This is a genomic window from Collinsella sp. An7 (genome assembly GCF_002159335.1).
Lineage (GTDB): Bacteria > Actinomycetota > Coriobacteriia > Coriobacteriales > Coriobacteriaceae > Coprousia.
In genome coordinates, this window is the sequence record NZ_NFHP01000004.1 from 14,657 (window position 1) to 28,538 (window position 13,882).

Here is a 13,882-nt window from a genome sequence, read left to right on the forward strand (position 1 = left end):
AACGCGGTGCCCGGCGTGGGGCCCCGCAGCGCGTCGGCGGGCAACACACGCCGCCCGCCGACGTCAACCGGTCCAAAAGACGGCTAGCAGGTGGCGCCGCCCTTGACCTCCTTCTTGAGGATGGCCTCCTTATCGATGGGGGCCGTGAGGAGCTTCTCCTCCACGTAGTCAAAGCCGAGGCGCGCGATGGTGTCAGAGAAGCGCTCGCCGCTCAGCCCCTCGTCGCGGAAGAACAGGATGGCGCGCTCGACCACGTCCATGACCTCGTCCTCGTTGGTAAAGAGCTTGCCGAGCGGGATGCCGTGCGCCGTCTTCTTGCCCCAGCGCCCTCCGATGTAGACCTTGTAGCCCACCTGGTCCTCGGTCACCGCGCCAAAGGGGCAGGTGCCGATGCAGCGCCCGCAGCGATTGCAGACCTCCTCGTCGATGGCGATGCGGCCGTTCTCGGCAATGTGCGCGTCACCGAGCGGGCATGCCTCGACCACCTGGCAGACCTTGCAGCCGCGGCACTTGGCGGGGTCGATGGCGGGTACGCGCTGGCCCACGATGCCAAGGTCGTTGAGGTCGGGCTTGACGCACATGTTGGGGCAGCCGCCCACGGCGATTTTGAATTTGTGCGGCAGCTCGACGCCGTGGTAGCCCACGTAGAAGCGCTCGTGCAGCTTCTCGGAGAGAGCGAAGGTGTCGATGAGACCGTACTGGCAGGTCGTGCCCTTGCACGAGACTACGGGGCGCACCTTGGAGCCGGTGCCGCCCGCGTCGAGGCCCGCCTCCTGCAGATAGGCGATGCAGGGCTCGATCTGCCCGTAGTGCACGCCCTGGATCTCGAGCGTGAGGCGGGTCGTCATGGTCACCTCGCCCGAGCCGAACTTCTCGGCCGCCTCGGCAACCGTCTTCTGCTCGGCGGCGGTGAGCTTGCCGTTGCGGGTGATCACGCGCACGTTAAAGACGTCGTCGTAGCGCTTGTCCTGAAGGCATCCGAGGCCCTTCAGGCGCTTGATCTCGGCGGCGGGGAGCTTGTTGCCGGCCTTGCGCGGCACGTGCACCTCGTTAAAGGTCATGCCGCCCTCGAGCACGCGCGTGGCGGTGTAGCCCGCGGCCTTGAGACGGTTCTGCGTAAAGTAGCCGCGCTTGCCCTTGGCGCACACAAGCAGGAGCTTCTCGTCGCGTGCGTGCCCGGCGATGCCCTCCGGCCCCACTTGGGCGAGGTCCACCCACTCCGCGCCGGGGATGGTGGGCTCGGGCAGCACGTCGATCACGGTGTAGTCGCGCGCCTCACCCGCGGTGTATTGGGCGGGGGTGATGGTCTCGAGCTTGCCGTCGAGTTTGTTCTCGAGGATGTAGCAGGCCGTCACGAGTGGGTGGATGGCGGTGGAGAAGGGCGGCGCATAGGCAAAGTCCATGAGGTCAAGGTCGTCGACGGTGAGCTTCTGGTAGAGGGCCGCAACGGCGATATCGACCACCTTGTCGACTGCGCCCGCGCCAAAGACCTGCGCGCCGAGGAGCCGGCGCGTGGGGCGGTCGGCGATGAGCTTGAGGTAGAAGCTCGAGGCGCCGGGGTAGTAATGGGCCTTGTCGTCCACGATGCAGACGATGCTCTCGGGCTCAAAGCCGGCAGCGCGCGCCGCGGCCTCGGTCAGGCCGGTGCGCCCGCCGTTGAGGGAGGAGGTGAGCTTGACCACGCCGGTGCCGAGCACGCCGGGGTAGGGCGTCGGCGTGCCGGTAAGGGTCTTGGCGAGCGCGCGGGCGGCGATGTTGGCCGTCGAACCCATGGCGCTCCACTGGGGCGCCCCCGTGAGGGCGTTGCTCACCTCGGCGCAGTCGCCGGCGGCGTAGACGTCGGGCAGGTTGGTCGCGAGGTACTCGTCTACGAGGATGCAGCCCTTGAGTGTCTCGATGCCCGAGCCCTCGAGCCAGGCGGTGGCGGGGCGGATGCCGATGGCGAGCACCACGAGGTCGGCGGGGATGCTGCCGGTGGGCGTGGCGACGGCGCCGGCGCGGTCTGCGGCATCGCCCGTACCGGCGGTGATGCCCTCGAGCGGCGTGGAGAGGCGCACGCGCATCCCGGCGGCCTTGAGCTGACGGGTGGCCCAAGCGGCCATCTCGGGGTCAAAAACGTTGGGCATGATCTGGTCGGCCGCGTCGATCACGGTCACGTCGAGCCCGCGGGCGAGCAGGTTCTCGGCAACCTCGAGTCCGATAAAGCCGGCACCCACTACCACCGCGCGCCGGCAATCGCGGCGCTCGGCCCAGGCGCGGATGCCCTCGGCGTCGTCGGGCGTGCGCACGCAGAAGACGCCCTCGAGGTCGGTGCCGGGCACGGGCGGCACAAAGGGCGCGGCACCCGTGGCAATCACGAGCTTGTCGTAGGACTCGGTGTCCGTCGTGCCGTCGGAGCGGCGGACAGAGACCGTGTGCGCCGCGGCGTCGAGTCCGGTGGCCTCCACACCCGTCTCCACATGGACGCCGGTCAGGCCCTCGTACTTCTCGGGCGTGTTGACGATGAGCTCGTCGCGCGACTCGATGCCCCCGCCGATGTAGTAGGGCAGGCCGCAGCCGGCATAGGAGATGTCGGCATCGCGCGTGATGACGCGCACCTCGGCCGTGCGGTCGCAGCGCTTGATCTTGGCTGCCGCCTTGGTGCCGGCGGCCACACCGCCCACGATGAGAAAGCGCATAGGTCCCCTTTCGCTTGGATGACACACTCCATCATAGGTCGTTTTGACGGCGGCGACACGGAGGTGGTGCGCGCCGCGGGCGAGCGGTCGGCGCGTTGGGGCTGGCGGGTGGGCTGGATCGTCTGCCGCCCGCGCCGGTTCCCTCGGGGCGTTGTTGGCCCATACGACGTTGGCGTGGTTTTGCGCGGGCGCGCCTACTCCCGCTCTCGCGGGGACTGCGGTGTCCGCAGGGTGGGGTACCATGGAAAAAACGGGCGCGTTGCGCCTCAGACGAGAGGGGCCGATATGGCTAAGGTGCTCATCATCGCGGGATCGCTCCGCGAGAAGTCGTTCAACCGGCAGCTCGCTCGCGCGGCAGAGGCGCGCCTCGCCGGCCGCGCGGAGACCGAGATGCTCGAGTATGCAGATGTGCCATTCATGAATCAAGATGTGGAGTTTCCGCCGCCGGAGGCGGTCGAGCGCGTGCGCGCCGCCGTTCGTGCGGCCGATGCGCTCTGGATCTTTACGCCCGAGTACAACTACAGCTACCCCGGGGTGCTCAAGAACCTGCTCGATTGGCTGAGTCGCCCGGTCGTCCCCGGTGAGCGCGCCACGGCCGTCACGGCGGGCAAGCCCGTTGCCGTGAGCTCCTGCGCGGGTCGGTCCGCCGGTGCCGGGTCGCGCGCCAAGCTCACGGAGCTTTTGCGCGCCATGCAGGCGGTCCCGCTCGAGGAGCTACAAGTGGGCGTGAGCCTTGACGGCGCGGCGTTTGCGTCGGATGAGCTCCCCCTCACCGATGAGATACTCGCCGGGCTCGATGCGGAGGCGAGTGCGCTGCTCGCCGCGGTCGCGGCGTGACGCGGCACGGGGACGGTGCATTTGGGTGCATTTGGGGACGGGGTCGTTTTGACCCATTGCTGCTTGCGGGCGGCTCTCCCACGGGGTAGTTTGCGGAATACTGCCCCGGCCCGCGCCCGGCCTGCGCAAAAATGACCTGTAGATGGGGCGGTGCGCCGTGGCGCTGCCCGGAGGGCGGGCCGTTGACGGCGGAAAGGGGAGCGTATGAGAGAACATATCGACGTCATCGAGCGGGCGGGCGCCATCTTGGGCGCGCTGACGCCCGGGGCGCTGGTTACGGTCAAGGCGAACGGGCGCGTGAACCCCATGACGATCGGCTGGGGCATGCTCGGCATCGAATGGCGCCGGCCGATCTTTATCGCCTACGTCCGCTGCGACCGCTACACGCACGAGCTGCTTGAGGATGCTGACTGCTTTACCGTGAACGTTCCCGTGCCGACGGGCGACGCCGAGGCGGACCGCCGCGCGCGCCATGCGCTCGGTTTCTGCGGTTCCCACAGCGGCCGCGACGGCGATAAGGTGGCCGAGCTCGGCCTCACGCTCGTCCCGGGAGAGGAGGTCGACGCCCCGGCCATCCGCGAGTTGCCGCTCACCCTCGAGTGCCGGATCATCTACCGGCATGACCAGGACACCGCGCTCATGCCCGAGGAGCTCCGCGCGGGCACCTACGGCGACGCGCCCGTCTATCACACCGCCTACTACGGGGAGGTCGTGAGCGCCTACCTGCTGCGGTAAGGGCGCTGATATTCGGTCGATGCGCGTTCGGGGGTGCCCGGCATCCCCGAACGATCGGTGCAAAGGGGCAGGGCTTTGCGCCGGGGAGGGCCACGCCGCCCGAGTGCGCCGCCGCGCTGCCTCCTGTCGTACCATAGGGCGATGCAACGGACGACATCGACGAGAGGGCGGCATGGCTCAGGACGACAGCACAGACAAGGGGCGCACCGCACGGCGGGCGGGCTCCACCGAGCTCAAGCGCAACGCCCTGGGCGCGCCGAGCCTCGTCTTCATCGTCATCGCTGCCATCGCCCCGCTGGCGGCGTGCGCGGCCAACATCCCCCTCATCATCGGGCATGGCAACGGTATCGCTGCGCCCCTCGATTTTGTGCTCATGGGGGTCGTGCTCGCGCTCTTCTCCTGCGGCTACACTGCCATGAGCGAGCACATGGTCAACGCCGGCGCCTTCTGGGCCTACGTCTCCGAGGGTCTCGGGCGCGTCGCGGGCGCGGCGGCGGGCTACCTCGCGCTCGTGTCGTACAACGTGCTCACCGTATGCACCTCCGCCATGGGAGGCTACATCGTCTCGCGCAACCTCGGCTTTGAGCTGGGGATCGACCTGCCCTGGTGGGCGGTGTCCGCCGTGCTCTGGGTGGTCGTGTGGCTCCTCGGCGCCGCGGGGGTGGACGTGGGCGCGCGCTTTCTCGGGGTCTGCCTCGTCCTCGAGCTCGTCATCATCGTCGCGGCGGTGGGTGCGGTCGTGCTCGGTGAGGGGCTGGCGGCGTTTCTGGCGGCGTCGTTTGCGCCCGAGAGCTTCGTGCGCGGCTCGCCGGGGCTCGGGCTCGTCTTTGCCTTTGCGTGCTATCTGGGGTTTGAGGCCACGGCCGAGTACAGCGAGGAGGCGCGCGATGCCCGGCGCACCGTCCCGCGCGCGACCTTTGCCGCGCTGGCGCTCGTGGGCGCGCTTTTTGTAGCCGCGGCGTGGGCGATGCTCGCCGCGCTCGGGCCGGAGGCGGTGCGCCTCGCGCAGGGGGAGGATGCGGGGACGATCCTCTACCGCATCGTGGCGGCGCGCCTCGGCGCGGGCTTTGGTCACGTGTACAACTGGTTCTACATGCTGAGCTCGATTGCGTGCTGGGTGAGCGCGCACAACGCCGCCACGCGCTACCTGTACGCCTTCGGGCGCGCGGGGCTGCTCCCGCGGGTGCTCGCCCGCACGCACCCGCGGCGTCGGAGCCCCTACGTCGCCGGCCTCGCGCAGGCGGCCTTCGGTGGCGGGGTGCTCGCGCTGGCCGCGGCGGCGGGGCTCTCGCCCTACGCGCAGATCGGGGCGACGGCTTCGGCGCTCGCCTGCGTGGGCGTGATGCTGCTCGAGCTGCTGGCGTCGGTCGCCGCCTTCTGCTATCTGCGGCGGCATGCGGGCGAGCCGGGTTTTGAGTACGGGTTCTTGAGGGCTCGCGTTGCGCCGGTGCTCGCGGCGGTGGCGCTCGGCGCGGTGAGCGTACTCGTGATGGCGAACCTTTCCGCCCTGACCGAGCAGGAGTCGTTTGCGGTGAATCTGGTGCTCGGCTGCCTCATGCCGGCGGTGCTCGGCGCGGGCTGGCTGGTGGCGGCCCGCCGTGCGCGCCGGGGGACGCTCCCCGATCCCGCGGGCATCTCGGTGGAGGGCTGAGGCGTGGGCGAGGCGAGGGCCGGGGCGGTCCGCGGCCAAAATGCGCGCTACGGCCTGGTGGTCGCCTGCTACGGTGCGTCCGACCCGGCGTTTGTCGAGGGGTGGGCGGTACCGCTCATGTGGGAGGCTCGCGACGCCCTGACGGTGGCACGGGGCGTCTCGGCGGACGACCTTGCCTGCCGTATCGCCTTTACGAGCCCTGGGGTCCGCACTGCGCTTGCGGCGCGTGGTGTTGCCGTTGCAGACGTTGCCGGGGCGCTCGACGACCTCGCCCGCGCCGGGGTGTGCGAGGTGGCGGTGGCGTCGGCACATCTGGTGGCGGGCGGCTCGTACCGCGCGCTTGCGGATGCCGCGTCTTGGGCGGAGGCGCGCGGTTGCGCCGTGCGCGTGGCGGCGCCGCTGCTGGCAGATGCGGACGATGCGATCTGTCTGGCCCGGGCGCTGACGGACCGCTATCCCGCCGAGCCCGGCCGCGCCGTGGTGCTCGTGGGGCACGGCGCGGCCGGGGCGGCGCAGCTCTCCTACGCCGCGCTCCAGGCCTACCTTGCCGCGCAGGGCCGTGCCGATGTGCTGGTGGGTACGCTCCGCGGGCGACCGGGCGCGGAAGAGGTTATGGCCGAGCTCGCCGCCCTCGGGTGCCGACGCGTGCTGCTCGCGCCCCTCATGCTCGTGACGGGCGTGCACGCCGCGCGCGATATCGGCGGGACGGGAGCGGGAAGTTGGTGCGTGCGCCTTGCGGCGGCGGGTTATGAAGTGACGGTGGCGCCGGAAGGTCTGGCGGAGCTCCCCGCGGTGCGCGAGCTCGCGGTGCGCCATGTGCTGGCGGCCGTGTCGCAGCCGGCGGAGGACGCCGCGGACGTGCGGCCGCAGCTGCCGCCGCGGCACGCGGCGGGGGATGCGGTTGCGGGCTTCGGTGTGTCCCCGGGAGCGCGCTCGGAGGGTGCTGCCCGCCCGCCGCGCTTCCCGCTCTTCGTCTCGCTGGCGGGTGCGCGCTGCCTCGTTGCGGGATTTGGAGCGGTGGGGGAGCGCCGCGCTCGGGCGCTTGCGCGGTTTGGCGCGGAGGTGCTCGTCGTGGACCCACGCGGGGCGGCGTCCGTGGGTGCAGAGGCGGATGCGCCGCATGTCAACGACGCTGCAGGCGATGTCGGGCTCGCGGCAAAGGCCTCCCACGCCTCACGCGTTGCCGGGGGCGCGCCGCATGAGCCCGCTGCCGCGTGCGACGAGGGCGATGCGCCGTCGCGCCTCGTGCTCCCGGCATCTGGTGGCGGGCGCATCGTCGTGGCCGCGCGCGCCTACCGGGAGGGCGACGAGGAGGGCTGCGCGCTCGTCGTGGCGGCCACCAGCGACCGGGCCGTCAACCGCCACATCGGCGCGCGCTGCCGCGAGCGGGGCATCCCGGTCTCCGTTGCGGACGCCCCGGAGGAGGGCACGTTCTTCTTCCCGGCGCTTTGCGAGGGTGAGCGGCTCGTTGCGGGCATCGTCTCGCGCGACGGTGCGCACGCCGATCACGCGCTCGTTGCCCGGGCGGCACGCGACGTGCGCAGCATCCTGCCATAGCGTCCGCCCATCCGTGCGTGCTAGCATGTCGGGACGGTCAGCGCCGCCCTGCGGCGCGTTTTTGAGCAAAGGGGGTCCCATGGCGGAGCGGGTTCTGGTGCGCATCGGCACGCGGCGCTCCGTCCTTGCGCGGGAGCAGGCGCGCATCGTGGGCGCAGGTCTTGCGGCTGTGGCGCGCGCGGAGGGCATCGAGCTCACCTTTGAGCTCGTGGGCATCACCACCGCGGGCGACCGCATCCTGGACCGCCCGCTCGAGCAGATCGGCGGCAAGGGGCTCTTCATTCGCGAGCTGGACAGCGAGATGACCGAGGGGCGCATCGACATCGCCGTCCACAGCTGCAAAGACCTTCCCGTCGAGCTCGACCCGCGCGTCCGCATCGCGGCGATTCCCGCCCGCGGCGACGTGCGCGACGTGCTCGTGCTGCCCGTGCCGGGCGGTGAAGGTGCCGCAGTCGCGGACGTCCCGACGCCCGGCAGGAGCGCAGAGCCTTGCAGCGACCTTGCGGAGCTGGGTGCCCGCCTGGTGGCGACGGGGCTCCCCATCGGCTGCTCGAGCGCCCGACGTCGCGTGCAGCTGGGTGAGCTCTTTCCCGGTGTTCCCGTGGCGTCGATCCGCGGCAACGTGAACACGCGGCTCGAGAAGCTCGACGCGGGCTCGTATGCGGCGCTCACGCTCGTCGTGGCGGGCCTTGAGCGCCTTGGCTTAACTTCACGCCTCAGCCGCGTGTTCGAACCGCACGAGATGCTCCCCGCAGCGGGGCAGGGTGCGCTTGCGGTCACGGCGCTGCGCCGCGGCGGCACTCCCGACGGGCGGGTCGCGCTCATCGATCGGCTCCTCGAGCGCTATCACGATGTGCAGACGGGCCTGTGCGTTACGGCCGAGCGCGCCTTTACCCGCGCGCTCGGAGCCGATTGCGCCACACCCTGCGGGGCGTATGCGTGCGCAACGGACTCCGGTGCCATCGAGCTCGAAGGCCTTTTTGCGCCACCCGGCTGCGCGCCGCGACGCGGCAAGACGGTGGTCGAGCTTGCGGACGCCTCTGCCGACGTTGCGACCGCACGACTCACGGCTGCAGCGTCGAGCCTTGCGGAGCGGCTACTTGCGTGATGGCGGTTTTTGGTGCTGAAACCGGTGGTTTTCCGCGCAGTACACGACCTGCGGAAACAGAGCGTTTGAGCAGGTAGACGGCACATCCTCCTGAGGGGAAGAAGCATTAGATTTTGGCACGTAATCTGGGGACGGCGGAGTATAGGCCGCGGTGGGGCGGCGGCAAACGGGCAAGGAGGCGGCTATGGAAGACCAGGGGCAGCTAGCTGGGGGCCATATGGACGATCCAGCGACCTCGCGCGGGGTGCGCGCCGAGGGTGCTGCTCGCGTGGCGCTTGTGGGCGCGGGTCCGGGTGCGCCGGACCTCATCACGGTGCGCGGTCGGGAGTTCCTCGCGCGCGCCAACACCGTCTTGTACGACCGGCTCATCAGCCATGAGCTGCTCGGCCTCTGCCGTCCCGACGCCAAGCTCATCAACGTGGGCAAGCACGCGGGCGTGCATTCCGTACCACAGCAAGAGATTAACCGCCTGCTCATGGAGGAGGCGCTCTGCGTTGGGGCGGGCGGGCTCGTCGTGCGTCTCAAGGGCGGCGACCCGTACGTCTTTGGCCGTGGTGGCGAGGAGGCGTCGGCGCTTGCGGCGGCGGACATCCCCTTTGAGGTGGTGCCCGGGGTCTCGAGTGCTGTTGCGGCGCCGGCGTGGGCGGGCATCCCCGTCACCGATCGGCGCTTCGCATCGTCCTGTACTGTGGTGACGGGCCATCGCCGCACCGACGGCACGCTCGACATCGACTACGACGCGCTCGTGCGCACGCGCGGCACACTCGTCTTTCTGATGGGGGTCGCTACGATGCCCCAGATCTGCGCGGGGCTTCTTGCCGCCGGTGCTGCCGCTGACCTGCCGGCGGCCGTGGTCGAGCGGGGAACGAGCGCATCTCAGCGCCGCATCGACGGCACCCTTGGCGGTATCGCCGAGCGTGCCCGGGCGGTGGGCGTGGAGAGTCCGGCCGTGCTCGTGGTGGGGGCGGTGTGCGCGCTCGCGCCGGAGCTCGACTGGTACGACCGGCTGCCCCTGCGCGGCACCCGTGTGCTCGTGACGCGCCCGGTGGACCGCGCGGCGGGGCTTGTGCGGGCGCTCGCGGGCGAGGGCGCGGCGGTGGAGGAGTTTCCGTGCATCGAGACGCGTCCGCTCCCGTCTGCCGCCAAGATGCTCGGCCGCCTGCGAAACTTCACCTGGCTTGTGCTCACGAGCACGTTTGGCGTGCGCTGCCTTATGGACGTGATTGCGGCGGGCCCGCTCGACCTGCGGTGCCTCGGGCATCTGCGCATCGCGGCCATCGGCTCCGCCACTGCCGCGGCGCTCGCGGCCCATAGGATCACGGCCGATTACGTGCCCGAGGTCTACGACGGCGCGCACCTGGGAGCGGGGCTTGTCGAGCGCGCCGACGCAGCGTGCGACCGAGTGCTCATCTTTCGGGCGCGCGACTCGCTCACCGACCTGCCGGAGGCGCTCGAGCGCGCGGGCGTGCCCTTTGAGGACGTTGCCGCGTACGAGACCGTGCTCGCCCCCGTCTCGCCTGCGCCCGATCTTGCCCGGCGGCTTGCGGCGGGGGAGTTTGACGCCGTTACCTTTACGAGCGCGTCGACTGCGCGCGGGTTCGCCCGGGCGTTCCCGGATGTTGCACCGCGGGCCTTTACGGCGGTCTGCCTTGGCGAGACCACACGCCGCGCCGCCGCGGCGCTCGGCTATCGGTGCGTCGTCTCGCGCGCGGCTACGATTGAGAGCCTCGTCGAGCGGACCGTCGAGGCCATAGGGCGGGAGCGTGGCGCTCAGGGCGGAGCCTGAGCGGACGGCGCGGCGCAAGGGGCGCGCGGACAGCGGTACGGCGGCATCGAACAAAGCTTGAATATCCCGTGATGGCCGCACGCTCCGAACATATGTGCGCAGACGGCGCGCTACACTACCGTTGCCGGAGTATCATCAGCCGGCTGTTCACCTTCGGTCAGATTGGGATACCCATGTCCGATTCTTCCATCGTCATCCGCGGGGCGCGCGAGCACAACCTCAAGGATATCGACGTTACCATTCCGCGCGACAAGCTCGTGGTCATCACGGGCCTCTCGGGCTCGGGCAAGTCGAGCCTTGCCTTCGATACCATCTACGCCGAGGGCCAGCGCCGCTACGTGGAGAGCCTCTCGAGCTATGCGCGGCAGTTTCTCGGGCAGATGGACAAGCCCGACCTTGACTCCATCGACGGCCTCTCACCGGCCGTCTCCATCGACCAGAAGACGACCTCCAAAAACCCGCGCTCCACGGTGGGCACGGTGACCGAGATTTACGACTACCTGCGTCTGCTTTTTGCCCGCATCGGCACGCCGCACTGCCCCGAGTGCGGGCGCGAGATCGAGCGCCAGACAACCGACCAGGTTGCCGACAAGATCCTCGAGGCGGGGGAGGGCCGGCGCGCCTACATGCTCGCCCCCGTGGTGACCGACCGCAAGGGTGAGTTTGCCAAGCTCCTCGACGACCTGCGCCGCGAGGGCTTCAGCCGCGTGCGTATCGACGGCGAGGTGCGCTCGCTCGACGACCCCATCGAGCTCGACAAGAAGTTCCGCCATACCATCGAGGTCGTGGTAGACCGCATCGTCATCCGCGAGGGCTCGGTGGGGCGCATCGCCGAGGCGGTGGAGCAGGCCACCAAGCTTGCGCACGGGCGCGTGGGCGTGTACCTCCTGCCCGACCGCGACGCGCCGGAGGGCACGGAGGGTGAGCTTCTCATGTACTCGCTCGCGCTCGCCTGCCCCGAGCACGGACACTCCATCGACGACCTGCAGCCGCGCGATTTCTCGTTCAACGCGCCCTACGGAGCCTGCCCCGAGTGCGACGGCCTCGGCTTTAAGAAGGTCGTGGACGCCGAGGCGCTTATCGAGGACCCGTCGCTCTCCATCGAGGACGGGGTCTTCGGTAGCTTCTTTGGGCGGTCGAACTACTACCCGCAGATTTTCAGGGCGCTCTGCCGCCACCTCAAGGTGGACCCGACGACCCCGTGGCGCGACCTGCCGGCCCGCGCCCGCAAGGTGTTTCTCGACGGTCTGGGCGACAAGAAGATGCGTGTGGACTACCACACCCAGGACGGGCGCGACACGCATTGGTTTACCAAGTACTCGGGTGTGCGCAACATCCTCTACGAGCGCTACACCGAGACCACCAACGAGAACACCAGGGCACGTCTCGAGAAGTACATTCGCGAGGAGCCCTGCCGCGCTTGCCACGGCGCGCGCCTGCGTCCCGAGATGCTGGCCGTTACCGTGGGCGGCAAGTCCATCTACGACGTGTGCTGCCTTTCGTGCCGCGAGTCGCTCGAGTTCTTTGAGCACCTCGAGCTCAACGAGCGCCAGGAGTTCATCGGTGGGCGCATCGTAAAGGAGATCCTCGAGCGTCTCCGTTTTTTGGTGGACGTGGGCCTGGACTACCTCACGCTCGACCGCGCCTCGGCCACGCTCTCGGGCGGCGAGGCACAGCGCATCCGTCTTGCCACGCAGATCGGCGCGGGCCTCATGGGCGTGCTCTACATCTTGGACGAGCCCTCGATCGGTCTGCATCAGCGTGATAACGAGCGGCTCATCGGTACCCTTGAGCGCCTGCGCGATCTCGGCAACACGGTGATCGTGGTCGAGCATGACGAGGACACCATCCGTGCTGCCGATTACGTGGTCGACATGGGGCCGGGCGCGGGCGAGCACGGCGGCGAGGTGGTGTGCGCCGGCACCCCGGCAGAGATCATGGCCTGCCCTGACTCGCTCACCGGCCAGTACCTCACCGGTGCGCGCATGGTGCGTCTGCCCGACGAGCGGCGCCACCCCGGGCGCGGCTGCCTCACCATCACGGGGGCGCGCGCCAACAATCTCAAGAACGTGACGGCCAAGATCGAGTTCGGCACCTTTACGGTGGTGACGGGCGTGTCGGGCTCGGGCAAGTCGAGCCTGGTGACCGACACCATCGCGCCGGCGCTCGCCAACGCCGTCCACCATTCGGCGCGCCCCGTGGGGCCGTACCGCAAGATCGAGGGGCTCGACCAGATCGACAAGGTCATCGATATCGACCAGTCGCCTATCGGCCGCACCCCGCGCTCCAACCCCGCAACCTACATCGGCCTCTGGGACGACCTGCGCGCGCTCTTTGCGAGCGTGCCGGAGTCCAAGGCGCGCGGCTACTCGCCGGGGCGCTTCTCGTTCAACGTGTCGGGCGGCCGCTGCGAGGCGTGCAAGGGCGACGGCCAGATCAAGATCGAGATGCACTTCTTGCCCGATATCTACGTGCCGTGCGAGGTCTGCGGCGGCAAGCGCTACAACCGCGAGACGCTCGAGGTAACCTACCGCGGCAAGTCCATCGCCGACGTGCTCGACATGAGCGTGACCGAGGCGCTGGCCTTCTTTGGCAACATCCCGCAGATCAAGCGCAAGCTCCAGACGCTCTACGATGTGGGCCTGGGCTACGTGCGCCTGGGACAGCCCGCCACGACGCTCTCGGGCGGCGAGGCGCAGCGCGTCAAGCTCGCCAAGGAGCTGCACCGCAAGCAGACGGGCAAGACCTTCTACATCTTGGACGAGCCCACGACGGGTCTGCACTTTGAGGACGTGCGCCAGCTCATCGATGTGCTTCAGCGTCTGGTGGACGCAGGCAACACCGTGCTCGTGATCGAGCACAACCTCGACGTGATCAAGGTGGCCGACCGCATCATCGACCTCGGCCCCGAGGGCGGCTCGGGCGGCGGGCGCATCGTGGTCTCGGGCACCCCCGAGCAGGTGGCCGCCTGCCCCGAGAGCTATACCGGGCGCTTCCTCGGGCCCATCTTGGAGCGCGACCGCGCGCGCCAGGCCGCGGAGTAGCAAGTTTGCAAGATGCACGACCGGGGGCGGGCCGTTTTGCCGGGGGCGCGCGGCGCTTCCAGCAAGGCGACCCGCCTCCGGTTGCTTTGGTTGTGCTTCGGGCCGAGGGCGCGGCAACCGGCTCGCCGCGCTCGTCGGCGCCGCATTCGAGCTTGGCACGTCCGCCTGCTCCGCGGTCGGGCCCGGTCGGCACCCGGCCCGGGGCTCAGTCCGGGACTCGGTGGCCAGCTTGACGCGCGCATCGGCATCGAACTCCCAAAACGCGGTTCACTCATCGTTTGCGCATGTTCTCGTCCTAAAACGCCCAATAGGTGAGTGAACGACAAAACCAGAATGCACAAAAGGTGAGTGAACCGCAAAGTGCGGTTTCCGTCTGGCCCGCCGTCGGCTGCTGTGCGCGGGGCGGTCTCTGGTCGGGACCCACCGTCGGCCATCGGGCGGAACTCCCCGCCCTCAAGCCCGTCTGTCCCCCGTGTGGAGTGTTTC

General features: G+C 69.7%; 8 protein-coding genes. 7 read left to right on the top strand and 1 reads right to left on the bottom strand.

Annotated features, from left to right (window positions below; all coding sequences use genetic code 11):
• Nucleotides 1–83 precede the first annotated feature (83 nt).
• A complete protein-coding gene (locus tag B5G20_RS05640) occupies nt 84–2,678 on the bottom strand; it encodes an FAD-dependent oxidoreductase (RefSeq protein ID WP_087355830.1) in 2,595 nt (864 codons plus the stop codon).
• Nucleotides 2,679–2,963: 285 nt separating this feature from the next.
• On the opposite strand from B5G20_RS05640, the gene B5G20_RS05645 reads away from it, so the two are divergent.
• The 7 genes from B5G20_RS05645 (at nt 2,964) to uvrA (ending at nt 13,396) form a co-directional block, all read left to right on the top strand.
• Nucleotides 2,964–3,515, top strand: coding sequence for an NAD(P)H-dependent oxidoreductase (locus tag B5G20_RS05645; protein WP_087355831.1), 552 nt, complete (start codon nt 2,964–2,966; stop codon nt 3,513–3,515).
• A gap of 204 nt (nt 3,516–3,719) precedes the next feature.
• Nucleotides 3,720–4,250 (top strand): flavin reductase family protein, encoded by a 531-nt coding sequence (locus B5G20_RS05650; RefSeq protein ID WP_087355832.1) that lies wholly within the window; start codon nt 3,720–3,722, stop codon nt 4,248–4,250.
• Nucleotides 4,251–4,422: 172 nt separating this feature from the next.
• On the top strand, nt 4,423–5,901 hold the full coding sequence (locus B5G20_RS05655) for an APC family permease (RefSeq protein ID WP_158094402.1): 1,479 nt from the start codon (nt 4,423–4,425) through the stop codon (nt 5,899–5,901).
• Nucleotides 5,902–5,904: 3 nt separating this feature from the next.
• On the top strand, nt 5,905–7,458 hold the full coding sequence (locus B5G20_RS05660) for a sirohydrochlorin cobaltochelatase (protein WP_087355834.1): 1,554 nt from the start codon (nt 5,905–5,907) through the stop codon (nt 7,456–7,458).
• A 79-nt stretch (nt 7,459–7,537) separates the two neighbouring features.
• Entirely contained in the window at nt 7,538–8,566 is a 1,029-nt protein-coding gene (locus tag B5G20_RS05665; RefSeq protein WP_158094403.1) for a hydroxymethylbilane synthase, read from the top strand.
• 184 nt (nt 8,567–8,750) lie between these two features.
• Entirely contained in the window at nt 8,751–10,352 is a 1,602-nt protein-coding gene (cobA, locus tag B5G20_RS05670) for a uroporphyrinogen-III C-methyltransferase (protein ID WP_204207684.1), read from the top strand.
• A gap of 173 nt (nt 10,353–10,525) precedes the next feature.
• Nucleotides 10,526–13,396: an excinuclease ABC subunit UvrA gene (gene uvrA / locus B5G20_RS05675; protein ID WP_087355836.1), complete on the top strand. Its 2,871-nt coding sequence runs from the start codon at nt 10,526–10,528 to the stop codon at nt 13,394–13,396.
• Nucleotides 13,397–13,882 lie beyond the last annotated feature (486 nt).